This is a genomic window from Pedobacter sp. KACC 23697, assembly GCF_045348445.1.
Lineage (GTDB): Bacteria > Bacteroidota > Bacteroidia > Sphingobacteriales > Sphingobacteriaceae > Pedobacter.
In genome coordinates, this window is the sequence record NZ_CP157485.1 from 3,510,633 (window position 1) to 3,531,808 (window position 21,176).

Annotated in this window: 20 protein-coding genes; 8 read left to right on the plus strand and 12 right to left on the minus strand. The window is 41.7% G+C overall.

Going from position 1 to position 21,176, the window contains the following annotated elements:
- Positions 1 to 147 precede the first annotated feature (147 nt).
- The 5 genes from ABEG20_RS13950 to ABEG20_RS13970 form a co-directional block, all read right to left on the minus strand.
- Positions 148 to 636 carry a hypothetical protein gene (locus ABEG20_RS13950; protein WP_406823934.1) on the minus strand — a complete coding sequence of 163 codons (489 nt, stop codon included), beginning with the start codon at positions 634 to 636 and terminating at the stop codon, positions 148 to 150.
- Complete coding sequence (locus tag ABEG20_RS13955; protein ID WP_406823935.1) at positions 623 to 1,186, minus strand: peptidoglycan-binding protein; 564 nt, start codon at positions 1,184 to 1,186, stop codon at positions 623 to 625. Before ABEG20_RS13955 ends, ABEG20_RS13950 begins: the two co-directional genes overlap by 14 nt.
- Positions 1,105 to 1,479 (minus strand): hypothetical protein, encoded by a 375-nt coding sequence (locus ABEG20_RS13960; protein WP_406823936.1) that lies wholly within the window; start codon positions 1,477 to 1,479, stop codon positions 1,105 to 1,107. Before ABEG20_RS13960 ends, ABEG20_RS13955 begins: the two co-directional genes overlap by 82 nt.
- Positions 1,480 to 1,543: 64 nt before the next feature.
- The gene (locus ABEG20_RS13965) at positions 1,544 to 2,182 is read right to left on the minus strand and encodes a DUF6266 family protein (protein WP_406823937.1); all 639 of its coding nucleotides are present in this window, start codon (positions 2,180 to 2,182) and stop codon (positions 1,544 to 1,546) included.
- Positions 2,183 to 2,570: 388 nt separating this feature from the next.
- Complete coding sequence (locus tag ABEG20_RS13970) at positions 2,571 to 2,849, minus strand: helix-turn-helix domain-containing protein (RefSeq protein ID WP_205056153.1); 279 nt, start codon at positions 2,847 to 2,849, stop codon at positions 2,571 to 2,573.
- Between the two features lie 825 nt (positions 2,850 to 3,674).
- On the opposite strand from ABEG20_RS13970, the gene ABEG20_RS13975 reads away from it, so the two are divergent.
- The 3 genes from ABEG20_RS13975 to ABEG20_RS13985 all read left to right on the plus strand — a co-directional run bounded on the left by ABEG20_RS13975 (position 3,675) and on the right by ABEG20_RS13985 (position 5,331).
- Positions 3,675 to 4,253: a Crp/Fnr family transcriptional regulator gene (locus ABEG20_RS13975; protein WP_406823938.1), complete on the plus strand. Its 579-nt coding sequence runs from the start codon at positions 3,675 to 3,677 to the stop codon at positions 4,251 to 4,253.
- Positions 4,254 to 4,385: 132 nt separating this feature from the next.
- Positions 4,386 to 4,823, plus strand: a complete 438-nt coding sequence (locus tag ABEG20_RS13980; RefSeq protein ID WP_406823939.1) for a MauE/DoxX family redox-associated membrane protein — start codon at positions 4,386 to 4,388, stop codon at positions 4,821 to 4,823.
- Between the two features lie 118 nt (positions 4,824 to 4,941).
- The gene (locus ABEG20_RS13985) at positions 4,942 to 5,331 is read left to right on the plus strand and encodes a hypothetical protein (RefSeq protein ID WP_406823940.1); all 390 of its coding nucleotides are present in this window, start codon (positions 4,942 to 4,944) and stop codon (positions 5,329 to 5,331) included.
- A 53-nt stretch (positions 5,332 to 5,384) separates the two neighbouring features.
- Here the strand turns inward: ABEG20_RS13985 and ABEG20_RS13990 are convergent, their stop codons facing one another.
- From ABEG20_RS13990 to ABEG20_RS14005, 4 genes are all read right to left on the minus strand, one after another.
- Positions 5,385 to 6,752, minus strand: a complete 1,368-nt coding sequence (locus ABEG20_RS13990; RefSeq protein WP_406823941.1) for a RagB/SusD family nutrient uptake outer membrane protein — start codon at positions 6,750 to 6,752, stop codon at positions 5,385 to 5,387.
- 12 nt (positions 6,753 to 6,764) lie between these two features.
- The gene (locus ABEG20_RS13995; RefSeq protein ID WP_406823942.1) at positions 6,765 to 10,016 is read right to left on the minus strand and encodes a SusC/RagA family TonB-linked outer membrane protein; all 3,252 of its coding nucleotides are present in this window, start codon (positions 10,014 to 10,016) and stop codon (positions 6,765 to 6,767) included.
- Position 10,017: 1 nt separating this feature from the next.
- Positions 10,018 to 10,647: a TlpA family protein disulfide reductase gene (locus ABEG20_RS14000; protein ID WP_406823943.1), complete on the minus strand. Its 630-nt coding sequence runs from the start codon at positions 10,645 to 10,647 to the stop codon at positions 10,018 to 10,020.
- 181 nt (positions 10,648 to 10,828) lie between these two features.
- Complete coding sequence (locus ABEG20_RS14005) at positions 10,829 to 11,128, minus strand: hypothetical protein (RefSeq protein WP_406823944.1); 300 nt, start codon at positions 11,126 to 11,128, stop codon at positions 10,829 to 10,831.
- Between the two features lie 778 nt (positions 11,129 to 11,906).
- On the opposite strand from ABEG20_RS14005, the gene ABEG20_RS14010 reads away from it, so the two are divergent.
- From ABEG20_RS14010 to ABEG20_RS14025, 4 genes are all read left to right on the plus strand, one after another.
- Entirely contained in the window at positions 11,907 to 12,140 is a 234-nt protein-coding gene (locus tag ABEG20_RS14010; protein ID WP_406823945.1) for a helix-turn-helix domain-containing protein, read from the plus strand.
- A gap of 501 nt (positions 12,141 to 12,641) precedes the next feature.
- On the plus strand, positions 12,642 to 13,520 hold the full coding sequence (locus ABEG20_RS14015; protein WP_406823946.1) for a YDG/SRA domain-containing protein: 879 nt from the start codon (positions 12,642 to 12,644) through the stop codon (positions 13,518 to 13,520).
- Positions 13,507 to 13,902: a (deoxy)nucleoside triphosphate pyrophosphohydrolase gene (locus tag ABEG20_RS14020; protein WP_406823947.1), complete on the plus strand. Its 396-nt coding sequence runs from the start codon at positions 13,507 to 13,509 to the stop codon at positions 13,900 to 13,902. The genes ABEG20_RS14015 and ABEG20_RS14020 overlap by 14 nt, the downstream gene beginning before the upstream one ends.
- Before the next feature lie 49 nt (positions 13,903 to 13,951).
- On the plus strand, positions 13,952 to 15,742 hold the full coding sequence (locus ABEG20_RS14025; RefSeq protein WP_406823948.1) for an AAA family ATPase: 1,791 nt from the start codon (positions 13,952 to 13,954) through the stop codon (positions 15,740 to 15,742).
- A 142-nt stretch (positions 15,743 to 15,884) separates the two neighbouring features.
- On the opposite strand, the gene ABEG20_RS14030 is transcribed toward ABEG20_RS14025, so the two are convergent.
- A complete protein-coding gene (locus tag ABEG20_RS14030; protein WP_406823949.1) occupies positions 15,885 to 17,216 on the minus strand; it encodes a hypothetical protein in 1,332 nt (443 codons plus the stop codon).
- A 369-nt stretch (positions 17,217 to 17,585) separates the two neighbouring features.
- Between ABEG20_RS14030 and ABEG20_RS14035 the strand changes: the two genes are divergently transcribed.
- Positions 17,586 to 17,708, plus strand: coding sequence for an AbiH family protein (locus ABEG20_RS14035; protein WP_406823950.1), 123 nt, complete (start codon positions 17,586 to 17,588; stop codon positions 17,706 to 17,708).
- A 301-nt stretch (positions 17,709 to 18,009) separates the two neighbouring features.
- Here ABEG20_RS14035 and ABEG20_RS14040 read toward each other — a convergent pair whose 3' ends face one another.
- Both ABEG20_RS14040 and ABEG20_RS14045 read right to left on the minus strand, forming a co-directional pair.
- Entirely contained in the window at positions 18,010 to 20,349 is a 2,340-nt protein-coding gene (locus tag ABEG20_RS14040; RefSeq protein ID WP_406823951.1) for a DEAD/DEAH box helicase, read from the minus strand.
- Positions 20,346 to 21,044 carry a hypothetical protein gene (locus tag ABEG20_RS14045; protein ID WP_406823952.1) on the minus strand — a complete coding sequence of 233 codons (699 nt, stop codon included), beginning with the start codon at positions 21,042 to 21,044 and terminating at the stop codon, positions 20,346 to 20,348. The genes ABEG20_RS14040 and ABEG20_RS14045 overlap by 4 nt, the downstream gene beginning before the upstream one ends.
- Positions 21,045 to 21,176 lie beyond the last annotated feature (132 nt).

A 21,176-nucleotide genomic window follows, 5' to 3' on the forward strand; every position in this document is an offset into this window, starting at 1 on the left:
TAATACTGGTCGTAATTATGCACTGTTGACTGAACCAACTGGCGCCGGCTTCCGATCTTTTGTTTTTTGTGCTGCATTACGAATTCTATTCTCATTTGAAAGATAAATGCAAATGCTCCCTAATTTTACCCAGGGAGCATTGTGTGTTCAGATCAACCGCCATTTTCTCCATATCCAGTAAGCCAGCACAAGTAATATTACCATCCCAATTAAAACAAATCCCCAACGCGGCTTAATACGCTTATCAACTTGCTGCACTTTTACCTTTAACTTTTCGTGCTCGGTATTGTTTTTTCGACGTACAAGATGGTGTTCAGTCTCCTTATGCCTGTGTACTGCCTGCCTTTTATTGGCTTTGCCCTTCACCACCAATTTCTTGGCCATGCCCTCGAAACCTTTTTCGGTACTGTAGAAAAATTTTCCCAACGGGGTAATTTGCACCACATATTCACTGTTACTGGTATCGAGCAAAAGGGTGTTATCTTTCTGCCAGCTTTGTTCGGCGCTGCTATCCTGGTTTTGGCGTACAGATTGATGTTCTTGCGTATGCAGCGTTTTTTTCTCTTTAAACACCCCACAGGCAGAAAGTAATACCGTACAAGCTAACAAATACGCTATCAGCTCAATTTTCATCATCTCCTCCTTTCCTTTTCATCCAATCGGCAAAATATTTAACGGCTTTTAAATGCCTGCGCTTGCGGTATACCCCGTCTCCTTCCCTGCTTCCTGCCCTATTGGTGTTTCCTTCAATGGTAATGAGCCAATCTCCCGTCCTCCATTCCACAAGCCCGCAGTGGGCTATTCGCTTCAAGTGGGTAAAATAAATACCGAACACTACTGCCGGCCTGATCTCTTTGGTGCGTTTGCTTAGCGGAAATAAGGCCGGGCTCCAGGCGGTGCGTGGCGCAGGGTAACCACCCTGGCTAAAAACCCAGCTTACAAAAGCTGCACACCAGGCACTGCCCTCCGGTACATTTACATAGCGCAGGTATGCGGCAACCCGTGGCCCATCATTGTTGCCCGTAAGTTCGCGTATGCCCAGTTCCTTTCCGGCAATACGCAGCAGCTTTTTCCCTTCGGCAAATGCTGCCTCCTGTTTTAGGTTTACACTATTGCTGCCAGGCAGGCTATAGCTGCCAGCAAGAGCAAAGCAAACGATGCCCAGAAAAAGCTTAACTGTTGCCATGATGTTAACTGTTTAAAGAGTGAAACCATATCTGTTAATTTAAGCAGGCCAAGGCTTTGCCAAAAACGGTATAAAAGCCACCACGACAACTGCAATAGGGCTACATAACAGAGCAGGGCAAGCAAAAACAGCTGCCAGATGCCTGCGTCGATTAAGGCAGCAGTAGGTTCGATACTTCTTAATACCTTAGGGAGTGTATGCCAGCCCAGCACTAAAATTATGGCCAGCATCAGTTTTTCGAGCATTTGCTTTTTCGGCACCAGCACCGTTAAAGCGAGTTTTAACGTTTTCATATCTTTTCTGTTTAATAGCCCAAACCTTTAGCATGGCTCGGTTTGGGCTGGTTAATAATTTATATTAAGGAATGGTGTAGGTGCCCAGGTACTGGCTGTTCGCTACACCGGTAGCATCACGGTTTACCGCGAAAGCCCAGGCGTGGAAAACATCGCCGCTAAAGTTGGTACCAATCACAGCCGTATAAGTTAGTGCAGCACGCTGCGCCTCTTCATACACCAAATACATATTTTTGGTCGCGTTAAAGAGTACAACCGTAAGCACGTCATCGGCAAATGCATTATAACGGTTTAAAATGCTCTGCCAATTCAGCAACAAGTCTGCCCCTTGCAGGCTTGCGCTCAGGCCATGCATTACCGAAAGCGAACCTTTACTCAGCACTACCTGCGAAAAATCGATCTGAAAATCCGGATAGGTGCCGGTAACCGCCTGGTTTAAGAAAATCTTTACCGCGGCGTTGTAGCCTGTAATTTTGTTCAGCTGTTTATCTTTAAAGCCGGTGTTTAAAACATCCTTAATCGGGCTCAGATACTGGGCGGCCAGGGCAAACTTGGTCCGCTGCGCCAATTGAGGTTCGGTACTGGGTTTACTGCTTTTTTTAGGAAGGCCCCTTAAGTAATCTACATTGCGCCAGTTGCTGCCAATTACACTACCTACCTTGCCTGAGAATGCGCCATTTGCGCCTTTTGAATACGTTGCCATAATTTTTGTTTTTTAAGTGAAAAAATGTTTAATTAATCGGATTTCTGTTATACCGGTATGTTCAAATCCATGATCAAACCTAGCGGTCGAAAAGCAATGGCACCTCATTTTGGACTCAATTGGGCCAAATTGAGCCAAATACAAACGATAATGAGCTAAAATGAGCCAACCCAAATCCAGGTTGGTGGCCAAAAGAAAAGCATGTACGGTTAGCCTGCCTTGGGGCAGCATTATCAAAACCACGGTAAATTTTTACCATAAAAAAACCCACTCTTTACCTTTTAGGTAACGAATGGGTAACCATAGGGTAACGAATAGGTAACCATGCGGTAACCCAGGGGTAAGCTTGGTACCAGCAAATGGTAAACAACAGGTAAAGAAGGGGTAACTAAATGCGGCCTTTTCGCTGGCTTTCCAGATAGGCACCCAGGAGATCTTTCAGGTAAAAACGATCGCCACCGGGCAGTTTTATGGGTTTCAATGTACCATCTTTCACTTTACGTTTGTAGGTACTTTCGCTGATGTTCAGGTAGTCTTTTACCTGCTGGCGTGTTAACTGCTTTTCAGGATCGCCAAAGAGATCAATGAATGTAAATTTTAATTGTTCTTTGTTGAGTACGAGGTAAATGTTGTACAAAATCTGTACAAGGGCATCAAGGTTATTCATAGGGCGTAGAGTTTAAAAACAAAACCATATTGCGGAACGCTGATGAGGCGTTCTGCAACCATATCTGGAAAAATGTTCTATGCCGTTATATGGGCAGTTACCCCCTGGTGCTGAAGCGACTAAAATTGGTTAGAAAATCCGGTTTTATCATTAAATTTTAGCGTCAAACAGCGCCAAGAGCTGTTTAACATTCCCGATAATATGTACGTTAATTATAGGTATGTAAATGATCATTAATGGAGCAGTACAAATTGACCGCGGGGTTATGGGTGCCCCCGGCTGGGGAAGAAAATCCCCAGATCAACTATGCTAGAAGCCACCCATTGAGGGCGTTTCCGGCGTACATAAACATGGACTTCATGGACTTTTAAACAAATTTTAAAAGATAGGGATGAAAAAGCAACAGACGTCATTTTTTCCATTATGCGTAAATTTAATCAGTAATCAAATTAGTATTCTTATTACACCTTATTTTCCTCAATAACGACAACTTATTTTAAATCGTATATCGTATAACGCATTGTAATGCATAACGTTAGCGCTTTAAATCATTAAAAAAAGAAATATTAAATTTTATCAGGGCCATGAAAATGGCTTATTGAGGCAAATAAAACAATTTAGCAAATACCCGCTCAGCTCCCTGGAAGGTGGTCAAGACTGCATTCCAGAACTATAAAAAAAATTTTCCATCAATTACATGGAGCAGTAAAATATTTAATGATATCAAAAACACTTTATCCTTAATCTTTACACGGGTTGCCAAAGGTTGCTGAAGCGGCAACTTGACAAAGGCTCAAAAACTTTTTTCTTTATCTAAAAAAGATCATGGAACAAAGCAACTATTTGAAAAGGATTAAAGATTATGTCACACCATCATTTGGGCTAAACAGTTATCTGAATTACATTTTACAGGATCGTCACTTCAAAAAGAAAGAAACTATTGATGTTTCCGATCCGTACTTTACTACTTTGCTTTTTATCCGAACGGGTACGCTGAGGTTGTATACTGTTCAGGATGAAGAAGAGACCACCATCCTATTCCGGCAAAGTAACCAGTTTATGTTACCACTTTACATGTTAAGCAGCTATATCGGAAAAGAAATATATGTAGAATTTCTGGAAGATTCTACCCTGACCGGATACAGAGATAAACACACCAATAACCTGTACAAGTTATTCCCGGAATACCGGGAGCTGATCAGCCAGCTTTATCAGCACCTGCTTGCAGAATTGATTATGCATGCCACAGCGCTCGCCCGGCTCAGCGCCAGTGCCCGTTTCAATCATTTGATGCAGATCTGGCCTGGACTGTTTAACCTCTGCGATTTAAAACCAATCGCAAATTACCTGGGCATACATCCAAAAGTTTTGAGCCGTTTGCGGTCGCAGGCGTTAAAAAAGTAACATCCGCTACCCCCCATTTCATGGTCAATAAGCCATTTGGCAACTTAAATAGCCTTCGCCTGGCTTGTGTTGAGCCGAACTTTACACCAGAATTTAAAAGTTGTATGGTAAATCCAACAAAATGCCCAGGCCATGAAATTAAATTTAAGTAAAAGCGCATATCAGCTCGGTTATCTCCTGCTTATTATCTTATGGGGCAACACTGCAGCAAGTAAGCTGGGTAATCTTCACGAATTTAAAGCAGCGCTGGCCAAACAGGTTTTCTCCGAAAAATTTGCTGCATTCCTGTTAGTTGCCGTACCCGCCGCAGAACTCCTTGTGGCTACCCTCCTGGCCTTTACCAAAACCAGGTTTTATGGACTCATTGCATCGCTTATCCTCATCACTGCTTTTACCGTATACATTGCATTTGTGCTGGCAGGTTATTTCAACAAAGTGCCTTGTAGTTGCGGCGGTGTATTAAAATGGCTGGGATGGAAAGCACACCTCGTATTTAATCTTGTATTTACCGCAATAACGCTCACTACTTTAATTATTCACCTAAAGCGGGAGGTTCGTGACAAAGAGTAATCAGCATAAACGGATACCGGTCCTATCCCATACCGAAATAATCAACCGATCGCCAGACCACCGAAGCAGATCGAATCATTTATCCTCCTAAACGGAGATCATTTAAAAACTAAATATCATGTTAAACAAATTAAACCTTGGCCTTGTAGCCCTCGTATTGGGGTTCGGCCTAACCATCACCACCAGTGCATTTAAATCAGCTAAAGTAAGCGAACAAAAAAGGGATCAGTATAGATTCGTCTATAACCCGCCCAGCACTTCGCCTTATAGCGTAGCAAACGTTACCAATACTTCACACTGGTCGTATGCTCCGGATAGCGAAGGTTGTTCAGGCGAAGAAAGAGCCTGCTCCATTGTTATCGACCAGGCCTATGTAGACCTGAGCGCTACTCCGGCCTTAAAGCCATCGGCAAATCTGACCGCATCTTTTAATGCGCCAACCAATACCGCTTATGTTACCGGTTCTGCAGATGGCCTGATGCAGATCGAAAATTCCGATCAGCCTTAAATCAAGCATACCAGGGAGGCCATGTACAGGAATTGCTGTGCATGGCCTCTTTTTTAGTTTTGGGCAATTCCCGTCTGTTCGATAATATCAACGGGAATCGGCAGCGCATAATAACCCGCATTTGGCGCCAGACTAACCAGTTTACCTCCGATATTTCTGGAAATCACGAGGTTTTCACCTTCCCTGTTATACCGCTTCAGGTCAATCCACCGCATACCCCTCATCAAAAGCTCCTTTCTCCTTTCGGTCCTGATCTTTTTCAGCGCATCGGCACGGTCAGTGGCCACTAAGGGTACAAATATCGTCCCGTTCTTCCAGCGCGATTTTAAAAGCAGGTTCAGATCGGCCATGGCCGGGGCAACATTCCCTAAAAAGGCATTACACTCTGCCCTGTTCAGGTAAACCTCATCATTGGCAATACCGGTAAAAAATACCGATGCACTTTCTGCATAACTTCCCTTATACTGCTGGTAGCCACTTACCGTCCTGAAAAAAGCCGTCCGGCGCAGATCGTTGGACTGGTAAGTCGAATAAAGCAGCGTATCTATCCTGGCCCTGCTGGTGGCATGCAGGGTAAAGGGAGGGGCCATTTCGGTATAAAACAACGTTTCGCCGTTAAACTTTCTAAAGGGTACGTTCGCCGCTAGATTGATCACGCCCGGATCGGAATTATAATCCATCAGCTTACTGTTGATCTTCAGGGATGCATTGGCCCATTGCAGCCCAAGGTCATACCTACCCATATAGAGGTAAGCCCGCGAGAGCAAAGCACAGGCTGCAGCTTTGGATGGCCTCATCACATGGACCGGAACATCGGGCAACAAACTTACCGCCTGCTGCGCATCCTGCAGCACCCGGTTGTAACACGCGCGCAGGCTTGCCCTGGTTCCCGGCAGGTTAAAATCAGAAGCGGTCCTGAGGATGATCCCCGGGTCGGCATCAGCCGTAACCTCATTGTAAACCCTGGCATAATTAGCGGTAAGCAGCAGGTAATAATAGGCCCTGAAAAAAAGGGCAGAGCCTTTTACATTGTCCCAGGCCGTGGCATTACCATTCGTCCGCTCGATCTTCTCCAGCAGCTCAAGGCCAATATTACAATTAAAAACGGCCTGATAAGTATAATTCCAATCATTACCAAAGCGCGAATCGAAAGACTGCCACTGGTAAAGCCCTTGGCTAATGGCGCTTTGAGCGTTATAGGTAGCAGGCAGCCAGAAATAGTCATCTCCCGAGCTCTCCGGCAAGCTTGGCGTGGTTTTAGCGTTCATGGTCGGATAATCGTCCAGCAGGGCCTGGATATCCTGCAGGCTTTGCGGCGTAACAAGCTTCGCATCCGACTTTACATCCAGGTACTTTTTGCAGGATACCAGTGATAACACCAGTAACCCGGTCAACAGAAATAAGATTTTATTTTTCATCATGCTTTCATCTAATTAAAAATTACCCCTGATCCCGAACAGGTAACTTCGGGAAGGCGGGATATTGCTGGTATAATCAGGGTCAACCCCAAACTTATTGGCACGCCATAGTATGCCGCCGTTCTGGAGTGACGAAAACACCTCGAGCGCACGGAACACTTTTTTAAGCCTGCGCAGGCCCACCTTATACGAGAGGTTGATATAATCCAGCCGGATATTGTCGGCCCTGATGATATTCACCTCCGAAGAGGTGTAAAAGAAATCCCTGTTCTCATCAACCGGATATACAAACGAAGGCACGTTTGTGGTCAGCTCATCCCTGGGATGCTTCCACCGCAGCGCAAAATCACTGTGCCCGTTACCGTTTAAAACCAGGCCGGGGTAACTTATGGTAGGTTTTGAGGCATAGTAACCGAGCTTGTAACTGATGTTTACAGACAGGCTCAGCTTACCGTAAGAAAAGGTATTGATCAGCGAACCAAAATACAACGGGCTGGCAGAACCATAGTAAACAATATTTGCCCCTGTAGCATTGGCCTCAGCCAAGATGGCCCGGTAATCTTTGCTTACCTGCCCTGCCAGGTAACCCTGCGGGTTTCCGCCGGCATCAAGACCTGCCCATTTCAGGGCGCCTACCGCGTACAAAGGTTTCCCTACAATCGGGGTAATCTGCGTGCCGGTATTGAGCAGCTGACTGAGGCCGTTCGGCGTACTGCTGTAATACTTTACCGTTTTAGATACACTGTAAGTAAAATACCCGTCAGTTCTCCAGTTAAAATCCCCGGCATGGAGGTTCAGCGTGTGCAGGTCAAGCTCAAAACCGTTGCCCCTCATATCGGCCACGTTCCGCACCAGGGTTTCGGTACGTCCCCAGCCCGTATAATCATAAGGGGCAGGTCCGTAGAGGTCAGTCCCCTTTTTAATAAAATAAGCCACCGATCCGCTCAGCCGTTTATCCTTCAAACTAAAATCAGCGCCCAGGCTCAGCTGCGAAAGCTGCTCCCACCTTAAGTCAGGATTATTGATACTCGAAATCCTGGAGGTAAGCAGCGCGGTAAGCGGGCTGGAAGCATAAGCGGCAATGGGGAGTGCCGTTTTGGTGAGGTCAACATTGCCACTGTACCCGAAAGTAGCTTTGAGCCTCAGTTCGGGCAGGAGCGCGCTTTTATAAAAGTTTTCTCCTGACAGCAGCCACCCAAGTCCTGCAGACCAGAGCGGTTTCCAGCGGTCGTTGGTATTCACACCGAAGATATTCGACCCATCCCTTCTGATGCTGCCCGATACGGTATAACGGCAATTGTAGGTGTATGCGCCGTTTGCATAAAAGCTCAGGAAACGATAACGGGTGGAGGTATAAAACTGCCCCGACCCAATTGCAGAAGTGCTTCCCCTTAAAAAATCAGGATAATTATTCACCAGGTCTACATTTACAAAAGTAAGCGGATCGGCCGTATAGCCATACTGCGTAAGCGAGGCCGACGAGGCATCAGTCTGCCTGGCCTCGCCCCCCAAAATTGCATTGAGCTGGTGTTTGCCGAAAGTGCGCATCAGGCTCAGCTGTGCCCTGGCCGTAGCAGATGACTGCTGCGCATCGCTGCTGTTCAAAACCCCTCCCCTGGGCACAATGTACCTGACTACCCCTGTAGCGCGGTTAAGCTGGCTGTAACTGTTAATCAGGTTACGGGCATCATAACTCTGCTCATCCGAAAGCAGCTCCCCATCCGAGCGCTGCCGCTGGTACTGGTAGCTTAAATCCAGGTTCAGCCCGGGTAAAAGCCTGTACTTCAGCGCAGCGGTTGCAAAAATTTCCTGCTGGGCAGTCTTGTTGGTCCGGTGCAGGTAATCATCCGCAGGGTAATATTTCCAGTCCAGCAGTTTGCCGCTGCCTGCCGTATCCGTATACAGCGATCTGTAAGCAATAGCCACCGGCAGGGCATTACCTGTCCCGTCCCTGAACTCCAGATAAGGAATTACCCTGCCGGCGGTAGTCAGCGAACCAAAAGCCGGCCGCCCCGAGGCCCTTTTATTGGCCGTAAAATAAACCTTTGTGCTCAATGAAAGCCTGTCTGTTACCTTAAAATCGTTTGACAGGCTGATATTCACCTTATCAGAAGCGGCATAAGTCTCGCCCAAAGATCTATCATAGCTTACCGAAAGCCCAAAGGCATGTTTGCTATCGCCCCCCTTTAAATTCAGCCCGTACTGCTGGGTCAATGCATGGGTATAAAATTCATCCAGGTAAGATTGCCTCGAATCAATGCCTTTCAGCCTGTTCAGCGCGTTCTCGGCTGCCCGGGCAGTGAGGGTCCCGTTTCTTTTGGCCAGTAAAACCTCCACAGCAGGCGTCAGTGCAGAAAATGGCGTACTGCTAATCTGTGCATCAAAATAACCGCTGTTGAACATCGTGCGCTCCACCTCTATATAATCGGCACTGCCCATCTGTGGCGACCTGAACAGATCTGGCAGGGCAGAAACCAGCACACTTGCCGAAAAAGCAGTTTCATAACGCTGGTTAAACTTTCCTTTTTTGGTGGTGATGACAATCACCCCGTTGCCCGCCCTGGCACCCCAGATCGAGGCTGCTGAGGCATCCTTCAGGATAGATACATTTTCGATATCCAGTGGGTTCAGGTTGGAGATATCGCCGTCGTAAATAAACCCGTCAAGCACAATCAAAGGGTCAAGCGGGCCGTTAATGGTTCCCAGTCCCCTGATGGAGATATTGGTCTTGTTCTGCGGATTGTTGGGATTGGTCTTGCCGATATTCAGCAGCAGCCCCGAGCTCTGCCCAACCAGCCTGTCCAGCAGGTTTGATCCACCCCTGGCATTCAGCTGATCGCTGTTGATCACGGCCACCGTGCCGTTGGTTTCATTGGGCCGCAGCAGCTGATAACCCGTATTTACCTGCACATCAGCCAGGTGGAACGCCGCGGAAGCTAACTCCACATTAATTACCTGATCAATAGTACGTACAACCAGGCGCCGCGTTTGGTAACCGACTGCAGAAAAAATAAGCGTATCGGGCAGTGCCGAAAGCATCATAGTAAACCTGCCATCCTGATCGGTTTGGGCCTGACCTCCTTTGGTTCCCCTCACACTCAAGATCACCCCTGCCGCATCAACTGCCCTGGCCCGGCCCGATATTTTAAAGCCCGTTCTATCCTGCGCAACAACAGATAATACCGAAAACAAGAGTATCAGCACAGCTGAGAAGATGAGCAAAAGGTTCCACTTAAAGCTATGCGAATTAGATTTTAAACCACCCATGTCAAATCCCCTCCTTTCCCATCAAAAGCTGCCCACCCGCTAAAAACCGACGGACGTTTTCCTCATGGAGTGTACCATATCCGGTAACGGCCTTTATCAATCCATCACTGCCCACCCATACATAACATGGCAACCTGCTGATCTTAAAATACCTCGAAAACAGCTCGTGCTGCGCGATAAACGGAACTGAAAAACCCGGATGGTCTTTCAAAAAAGTATCAACGAACCGGGCCAGTTTTTCTGCATCCCGGTCACGGGCTGATGAATTCACCAGTACAATCCCTAATGCCTGCCCGTTCGCCTTTAGCAGGCTATCTGCATGTGGCAGGCTTTTGATACAGCTTCCGCACCAGCTTGCCCAAAAATCAAGAATAAAGGGCTTGCCCTTAAAACCAGCCAGTTTGAAAGCAGTGCCCGCCCCGGCACCTAGTACATTCAGTTCTGCATGTAATAAAGAGTCAGGAACGGCCCCGCCAACGGCAATCCCGCTGGCCGGCCTGGCTTCCTGTGCTGCAGCCCTGTTTGCGGTTAGGGCCATTATCAGCATCAAAACGGTAAATATTTTTAAAACGCTATGGTAAATAGGAGGGCATAGCTTCCCCTTTGAGATAGCCATTGTAGATGGGTTCATAAGTTTGGGTTAAGTTGACAAGAAAAAATCCCGGTCTTTCGAAAAAAAGACAGTGACTAAAGCAAATGCAGGGGACGGAATTATTACATCATTAAAAAACCTATATAAAGCCCCCTGCACCGCCAAAACCTATACGGGGTTTTTCGGCTTCAAGGCATACAGCCGATCGAAAGGGTAACAGCTACTGATCTCCATGGCCAACTCCCTCCTGCTCCGTTAAATAGTAAGACACCAAAAAATTGAGGTTACAATTAAAACCCCAGGCTTTATTTCCATAAAAAGTACAGAAACAGGTCAAATCATCAGGCACTGGCTTCCCGCCTTGTGGATGCCGCGACACCTTTTCAACCCGGTTTCTCTCCGCCACAACCTGTTGATGCCCGCCAGCACTTGCCAGCCAAATGCTCCATACGGCAAAGGGGCTGTATAAAAATGCCCAGGAGAGGAAAAAAAGCGGTAGGTATCGGTTATTGGTGGTCATGGCAAATGGTTAGCTCGGGTAAAATGGATAGATTGAAAGCAGAAAGCCCCTGTATTTTATTAAAAAAAGACAAAAACCAGCCCCCCCGCCCAAAAACAGGCAGATACGGGAAACCGTATTGCAAATGAGCAAAAAGTTACTTACCTTGGGAATGCGAATAACCATAGTAATGCACCTTGCCTAAAAGCAATAAAGGGCTGGCACCAGGCTAAATTAACCCACAGGGAATACGTGCGCACTCTCACACCAACCCCCTGTTTTTATCGGGCTATTTTATACCTGTAATTCCGGCACTAGCATTACGATGGAGAACAGATCACGTTCTTTAACAAGAGTTGCAGGGAATACGCTTTGATCACCTCCTTGAAGTAATAAAAGTTGATGGCGGTTAATTGGTTCGTTTTCATAAACGGTAGTTTTATGTAAAACGATGCTTACTCAAAAAAGCAGAAGAAAACCAGATTGGAAAACCAATAGGGCGAACTTTACTGCTTTCGAAACTGGTACCGCTAAGAACCACTTGGAAATTAATCCAAGTTCCCCGAAAGGCTCACGCAAAGTCCGCCCTATTGAATATAAGATATCACGAAGATAGCAAAACTCAATAGTATTGGCGAACTCACGGTCGGCTCATGGGGAAATTAGCGGTTTCGTTTCATGAGAGACATCGTTAAAGCAAGGCTAAACCCTGCTCTGTTTGTCGCTATAAATAACTGATAACAAATATAATAATAAATATTAAACGTGGCAATAAAACCACAAAATATTTTAAATAAAATTGAAAAAACATACAGATATATTTAAAATCATTGGTTTGAATGTAAAAGCTTACAGAAAAAAGGCTGGTTTAACCCAACAGGAGTTAGCAGATAAATTTTTTGGTGATCGTTCAAAAATAAGTGACATTGAACACGGAAAGGAAGATTTTATGCTGTCAACCCTATTGGATATTGCAGATGGTTTAAATGTGGAGGTAAAAAAGTTTTTTATGCCAATAAAGAAAACTGAATAAATCTTTATACGGCGATAGAAGCAAGAAAACAAGCTGAAAGGAAGATTAATAAAATTAACATACCAATAGCAATTTCTCCCCATGAGTAATACTGATGATTTTCTTTTGGGATAATGAGAGACAGCATGTTCGAAAGGCCTTTTCTTAAGTTTTCCATACCTGGATAGATTCGGTTATTATAAATATAAATAATATTATTTATTGTGTACAAATAATTGTAGCGGAAGCGGGGGTTGAGGTATTTAAAAAGCAATAAAACTAAAAGGCTTAAAGAATAGGGAGTTTGTTTTACTAGATGAGCAAGTGCAATGGCAGAACAAGCTTCCCCCTATTCGAAATTGGTGTTATAGGTATGCCACTACCATGAGGCTTAAGATTGCTGCGTTGGGGTATTTAGATAACACTTAAACAATCCAGATTTGCTAGATACCATTTGATGGCATTACAGTCAAATAGGGTCTGATTTAAATAAATAACGACATTACTAAGTGCTAATTTTTCATGACTAAGCCAATAATATTCGGAGAGATAAAAGGTATTCCAGAAGGTTATCAATTCGAAGATAGAAGAATAATGATGAAAGATAGTTTCCATAGAAACTGGGCAGGAGGAATAGATGGCACAGGTAAAACAGGCGTTGCGGCAATTGTTCTTTCGGGAGGCTATGCAGATGACGACGACCTCGGCGATACGATCATCTATACAGGCGCGGGCGGTAACGATGGCGAAAGCAAAAAGCAAACCAAAGACCAAGACTGGAATAACAGAGGCAACGCTGGATTATTAAAAAGCATGGACGAAGGATTACCTGTGAGAGTAATAAGAGGTGCAAACCACAAAAACCCATTATCTCCAAAAAAAGGCTATAAATATGCAGGTCTTTACAGTGTAATTGACGCGTGGCAGGAGATTGGTAAAAGCGGTTTTAAAATCTGCAGATATAAGCTTGAATATGCAGGCACTAATCCTCAGCGTAAAACCACAGAAGATATTGAACTTAATTACGATACAAAGGAAAAAAAGAGGGTTGAAAGCGTTGTTTTAAGAATAGTTCGCGATACCAAAATAGCGAGAGAGGTGAAACAACTCTACAATTACCAATGCCAGGTTTGTGATCATACTATCGTCACCAAAGTAGGCCGCTATGCGGAAGGCGCACACATTAAACCGCTAGGCAAACCACATAACGGAGATGACAACTCAAACAACCTCATATGTTTGTGTCCTAACCATCATGTAATGTTTGACAAAGGTCTATTCTCTATCTCAGATGAATTTAACTTTTTAGGCGATATAAATGGTAAGTTAATTTTAAAGGAAAAGCATAAACTAAATTTATTAAATCTTGCCTATCACCGCTTTGCGCATGGATACAATTAGAGTTGTTTGTGGCATTATTTTCAAGGAAGATAAGATACTTCTTTGCAGAAGAAAACCTGAAAAACCCCTTGGTGGTTATTGGGAATTCCCGGGCGGAAAAGTCGAATTTGGGGAATCGGAAAGCAAAGCCCTCATTAGAGAACTTAAAGAAGAGCTTGCCATGCAGGTTGAAATTGGCGATCATTTTAAAACCATTATTCATCAATACGAAATACAAATAGAACTTATTGCTTATACCTGTAAATTTATCCAAGCTGATTTCATCTTGACCGATCATGATGCAATCCAATGGGTAGAAAAAAGGCACCTCCTTAGTGTTAATTTGGCACCAGCAGACATACCGATTGCAGAGGTCCTCATATCAAATGATAACATCAGTTGAATTTGAATAAATTTGCACATTACACTATACAAATAATTAACCCTCGAATATGAAATTTACTTATTTTCTCTTTGAAAATTTTAAAGGGATCGATTCTCAAAAACTAGAACTAAATAAAAGTTCGGACGGCAAAATTTTCACTTTGGTTGGCCTTAATGAAAGTGGGAAGACAACGGTGCTGGAAGCTATTAATTACTTCGCTTATAAGCCAGAAACTTTAAACGCATTGAAATTGGATAATTATGAGGTTTCTGATATCCACAATCTTATTCCAATTAACAAAAGAGACAATTTCAATGGGAAAATAAGTATTGAAGCCGGTTTAGAATTAGATGATGATGATATTAGTGAAATAACTAAAAAATTTAAAAAGCATAACATTGCATTGAAAAAATGGACAAGGTCTATTGTTTATACACAGAATTATCACTTTGTAAATTCTGAATACAAAAAAGAAAAGACAGAATTTCATTGGAGATATAGTTTCGAAGGAGTAGTAGGTAAAGGAAGGAAAACAGTATCACTTAACAACGAACAAGCGCTTCTAGCTAATGAGGTTATTCAACAACGTTTGCCAAGTATTTTGTACTTTCCTAATTTTCTTTTTGAGTTTCCTGAGAAAATTTATCTGGGTAGCGATATAGATGATGCGAAACATAAATATTATCAAACTATAATTCAAGATGTCCTGGATTCGCTTGACAACGGCCTAAATTTGCAGGATCATTTGATTAAAAGGATCGAATCGACAGATGAAAAAGATAAAAGAAATTTAAATAGTTTGCTGGGAAAAATGCAAAAACAGCTTACTGAATTAATTTTTAAAAAATGGAATCAAATCTTTAAAAAGGAAATTTCCAAGACGGAAATTGTACTTTTCACTGGTGCCGATAGTTCCGGAGCATACATTGAATTTAACATAAAAGATGATGTTGATACATATAGACTTGTTGAGAGGTCTTTAGGATTCCGTTGGTTTTTTGTATACATTTTATTAACCCAATTCCGAAGTTTTAGGAAACAAAGTAAAAATGCACTTTTTTTATTTGACGAACCCGCGTCTAACCTACATCCATCTGCCCAAATGGAATTACTAAAGAGTTTTGAAAAACTTCCGAACGTAATTTATACTACTCACAGTCATTATCTTATAAATCCAAGATGGTTGGAAAACACATTTGTCATTAAAAACGAAGCTATTGACTATGATAATGAAGTAACTTATAATTCTAAAAATACTAAGGTTAAAATATATAAATACAGGCAATTTGCGGTCAACCACCCTAATCAAAGTAACTATTTTCAGCCAATATTAGAAGTATTAGATTATAGACCAACAAATCTCGAATTAGTACCTCAAGTTGTTATAACCGAAGGAAAAAACGACTTTTACACGCTTAACTATATGCAAGAAGTCATAATTGCAAACACCAAATCTTTAAAAATTATACCCGGAACTAGCTCCAGCAACCTTGAATCGCTAATATCACTATATTTAGGTTGGGGTAGGAAATTTGTAGTTTTACTAGACTCTGACAAGGAAGGGAAAAAACAAAAGGAAAGATATATAGAGTTATTTGGTATTTACGCCAAGGATCTATTCGTGACTTTTGAAGATATTGATGTTCAGTGGCAAAATTTTGAAACTGAAGATCTTTTCTCGATTGGAGATCGACTGAAAATTCAAAATGCCCACTATCCTGACGAAGCAAGGTATCATAAGAAAATATTTAATAGGAGTATTCAGGAACTTTATATCAATGAAGAAAAAATCGACTTGGAATCCGCTACTCTCAATAATTTCAAAAAAGCAATAAAATTCTTGAAATCTAAATTGTAATTCTCATTCAAGAATTATTATTATTTGCGAAAGTGAATCCCTCTCATCACTGTAAATTTGTGAACATTATATATAGTAACTTCTATAACCATTAATATAGAAGGCGTCTAGTTAAAGATTAGCCGCTTATCTGGCCTTGCTTTTAAAAATGATATGGTTCTTCATAAAGATCCGTGAAAATTTTAATAGCACCATCTTGGGAGATTTTGATAGACACACCGTTTGAGCAGAGTATGGATGCAGCCGTCTCACCTGTACCTGCGATTCCTTTAACTTTGCCTTTACCTATATCAACGATCACTCCCATGTATTCAAGGTTACCCCGCTTATCAAAAACAGAAACACCATCACTTGATAAACATCTAAAGAGATGATTTATTGCACTCCTTTCAGTAATATTTATTTTGTCATTTAGAAAACTATTTTTAGTGTCTGGATTAATATACTGGTCGATGTCGCCCAAATCATCTGGAAACCACAAAATACTACTCATTTGTTTTTTTGAGCAATTCAAAATATAAAAAAGTATTGAATCAATAATTAACACATCTGTGCTAATTTTCTCCTGTAATAATTTTTTCAGTCCTTTAAAATTTCTTAATTTCCATCGATTTTCATAAAATAAAAACTCGATGCCATCCGCCGTAATTATAGACATGCTTTTTTCATTTTCAATTTTTATAAGGAAATCTCCCCCCTTTAATGTTAAAGCGAGTGAATAAACAGCTAAGAAGTTATTCTTGGCATAATCATCATTTAAGATAAATAGATCCCTAAAGAGCAAATTTTTACTGCCAAGCAAGAAAGATGTCTTTCCGTCGACCAAATACCAAAGACGTTTGTTTATGGAATTGGTTCCTAAGATGGAAATAAAGTTGGTGAGCCTTTTTGACATACCAAATCTCTTACGATCAAAGGTTCCGTTAAAAAAATCTCCAGATTTACTGATGATAGCCCCAGTTGAGAAATAGCTCCCTTCAAATGAAGTAGTTCTAAGTTTAAAAAAGTACTCTAGAATGTGTCTAACATTTCCAGGATTATATTTTCCTTTTGCGATGAATGTACAAATTATTCTTTTTATCAAATCATCACCAAATGTTATAAGCGAGCGTCTAAAGTTGTTTTCGATTTCAGAGGTCAACGAAAATGAAAAAGTACGCTCAATAATTCCTAATATCCTCGAGGAACTTCTGAAATCAACTCCTATTAAAAGAAATCCAATTGCAGATCTTAATTGGCCGTTTTCATTAGTTATTCGCCCAATTATTATAGCTGATGATGAATCAATTTCATAGACTCCTCTCTCAGGATTTGCTAAAATATCAATTCCATACTTTTCCAAAAAGGAATTATATGGATCATGATATATCTTTATCCGACATCCTAAGAAGCTCGTGAGTGACTCGACAAATAAATCGATGATATTTACTTTTAATGATTTAAGTGATATAATTTCTTGAATATGCTGATACATACAGTTTAATTAGAATGCCAATCTAGAAAGACTTCCGTCAAGATAAACAATATTAGCAAGTAGGCAACTAAGAAGTATACTTTCTGAAAAACTTTTCTTGTAACTAGATGTCACCGAATAATATTAAGAATATGTATTAATTTAGCCAAGCAAAGACACCGCCTATCAAAATCAGTCCTTTATAATTTCAGATCCGTCAATTATGAGCCAGGGGTTCGAATCCCTTCCGGGGTACAAATAAAAATTACCGCTCTTCACATCTCCAATTTTATTGTTCATATCGGATTTCGATTTAAACCAGGTAACGGATATTAGATGAACAGACGGATTTTAACGCAATCCGAACTCATGAAAAGTACCTAGATAAAAATGAACCGACTGATCCTTATTGGGAACGGGTTCGACCTTGCCCACCAACTAAAGACCAGCTATAATGATTTCATAGTATGGTATCTCATCCAAGGGATGGAATGCGCTAATATCCACAGTTAATCTATCGATAAATTAATTACATTACCAGAACAGACTATTAGGCGCTAAGCAACCTTCATTACCATGGACTTGACAAGGTGCTAGCACTTGTAGACTATTATTATAGAACCGGCTTTACAAATACGATTGTCAATGAGTGTCTGAAAATCCCTGGTTATCAGCCTGATCATATCAATCCATTTAAATTTAAGTGGAAAGCGGCTTGAGCTTCATCGGGTAGCTGCTCCTTAATTGCCCAGAGTCATCCACAGCTTGTGTTTAAACCTGCAATAAAATGTAACAATGTTTTTAATCCAGGCGTTTAGTTCACAAATCGTTCAATTATTTCAAGTTCTTCGGGAGATAATTGGCTGATATTCTGCGAAAAATTGATTTCCTGATCGTCGATGTCAATCACATAAGCTGCAATCCATTCGACATCTTCAAAGCTGAAACCATATCTGAGCAACCAAATTTCTTTTTTATCATTTGTTCCATATTTAATATAGTTCTTTATCGTCAGCGCTCTGTCATCTCCCGTTTTTTCAAAAAATAGCTGCAATGCGGCACAAATTGGATCGGAAAGTGAAAGGCTGATCACTTTGTCCAAATAATCATAGGTATCGTACACTAGCTTATCGTAATCTAAATCATCAACAGGAATTTCCTCAAAAAGACTAGGTGCCTTAACTTTTATATTAGGAAGAGGAGAGGCCATCGGAGATCTTTTAACCTTGATTTGCGCCCTCAGCCTTACGCCTTCAGCTCCAGTAATCTCTTTCTTTTTTACTCTTGCTAGAATACTGCGCAACTCTGTCCTGCTAGTTAGATAGGCATGCCGGAGAGAAACGATTTCAGCAAATGATTTGCCCTGAATTTGCCATAGCATAATTGGGATAGATGCACTAAGAATGGCTTTTTCCGACCTGGTAAGTTCTTGCCGCCTTAAGTGGGAAATAAATATGTTTTGAAATGCGGTCTTGATCTTGGCCCTATAGTGCTGCGATAGATTGTAATACTGCCTACCATTCAACGGTAAATTATCAATTAACAGATTATCCAGTATGTAAAATATATCCTGGTCAGAATCAGCCTTTCGAATCCTTTCTACTTGCGTATTTGTAAGCTGAAGTTCGTCGTTGAAGGAATCATTTTGTATCGCTTGTACAATATCCACCATGTCTTCGCTTACATTAGCCACATTTTCATCCAGTAATGATGTACTTTTTATCGTTGAAGCTTCTAAAATGCGCTTTCTGAAAAGGTTAAGATTTTTATTTTCAATGATTACGAAACCATAGTCAAAAGTATCTTTTAGATGCGTGCTTCTTCCAGCTCTGCCGATGAGATTTTTCAGGTCCAGATTTTTTTGCTGGTCTGACCCGGTAAACTTAAAATTATTAATCCAAACAATATCAAAAGGCATATTGATACCCTGTATCAATGTGGATGTTGAAAAACAGAGCTTCGCAAAATTATTATTTACGAAGGATTCAATGATAAGTCTCGCCTTGAGGGGAATAGATCCATGATGTATTACGATACCTTTTTCCATCATATCTATCAGTGTAGAGTGTTTTTCAGGACCTCGAGTGGAGGCGCCTATAAACTGTCTCAATTCTTCGACATATTCCAAAGCCGTTGGATTTGTGAGTTTCGGGCATAGGGTGATATATTTGTCAAAATCTAACAAAAAGGAACCATCATAGATTTTGTTCTTCGATGTATAAATCAATACCGTACCATTAGCTTCGAGCGTACTTTTGATTATATCGTCATCGGTGGGTACCGTCTCTATCTTTGTACCAACAACAAAGGGAGAAAAATATTCGAATTTCTGGTCCTTCAGCACCAGATGGATTTTCCCCACAGAGTGCTGGCGGTAACAATAATGGTCTGAAAGCTGATCGAAATTGTGCTTGGAGAGCTGCGCCTCTGGATTTAGGATAAATGGATGGGTGAAAACCTTTTTTGCAACCGGAACAAGCCGGTCGACCCTTCTAACAAAGGAATCGAACCTCATTCCCCTGACCTCCTCGTCGGAAATCTGGGCCTCATCGAAAAGGAAAAGCTCAATATTTAACTTACCTAAATTCTTGAAGAGTTCAACTCCCCTTTCTGGAGTGATAACATAAATTCTCCTACGGGTATGCAGTACATTAACGATTTCAATGAACTGAAGTATGAGCACATCCTTATCAACAAGACTCTCAAGGATGTACATGTATTCGGCGATTAGTGCTCTTGACGGAACAACAATAACAATGTCACCTGCCGATTTGCTGATAATTTCACGGAACAGAAATGATTTGCCAGCACTTGTAGGAGCAGAGAAAGAAAAATATACATTACTGCTGATTTTCTTAAAAGCATCGGCTTGGACCGGAGTAAACTTGTTGCCTGTCTCAGATTCGATGCTGTCTGCAAATATGGAATATAGCTCTTCCATAAGACTATTAGCAGGTGAAAGCTTGTAGAACAGACCTATGAAATTAAGTAGCGTTTTTTCATAGTTGACAAATACCTTTGGATGAAACTTTTTCGCGTAAGCAAGAAACTCGAATTCTCCAACTTCTATCGGCCCTCTGGTATGTATTTTGGTCAGGATGTCCCGAAGCCTCGCTTCTAGATTTTCGCCATTTATGAGGTCATTTACACTCATATCTCAACGCCGATCAAATAAAGTTCCTTATGACACAAAAGCTTTTGGGCTGCATCAGATTTAAGAGCCTTTTCAAATATTGACACATGGTTTATGGCATTCAAAGAAAAGGCGGCAATATATCCCTTGATATTAGCGACGGCATTGGAGACCGCATTCGAACTTACCAGCCTTTGAAGGTCCGCAAGTTCCATTTCATCCTTTTTTAATTGCACAAAGTCAACAATCTGTTCAAGTGCTATAGTGTATGGACTACCTGATGTTTTGAATTTCGCCTCCCCAAAGAGGATTATCTCGTTTGGACCTTCAGTGTGGAAGTCAAACCCAGGGTTACCTGTCTTTTGTTCTTTCCATAGTTCTGCCAAAACTACCTTAACATGCTTATGGGTATCTCTTAATGCATTTCCAGCAGAATCCGACACAAGGTATTCCCCAAAATCTTCGGTCACCTTACTATCTACCTTCGTCAGTATATCTTCAACAATTTTTTTAATAGTCTGTTCTGCTCTTGCTTCATATGACTTACGATCGACGACACCTAACTTATGAATCCAGCTTCTGTCAGTCAGCATATTTATAATTTCTTTAGCCCTAGAATTGATATCCAGTACTTTTAGGTGGATTAAATAGACACCACAAGATGTATTAACCCCGAATTTTGACATATCCACTTTTTGCGCATCGATTATTTGCATGGATATGGATATTTTCTGATATAATTTAACATGGAGAGCGGTTTAAATTTTAAATCTAGTTATAAAATATTGCATTATGTAGATATGAAAAAAAGAAAATGGAGAACAACATATAGAATTTGAGCATTTCGA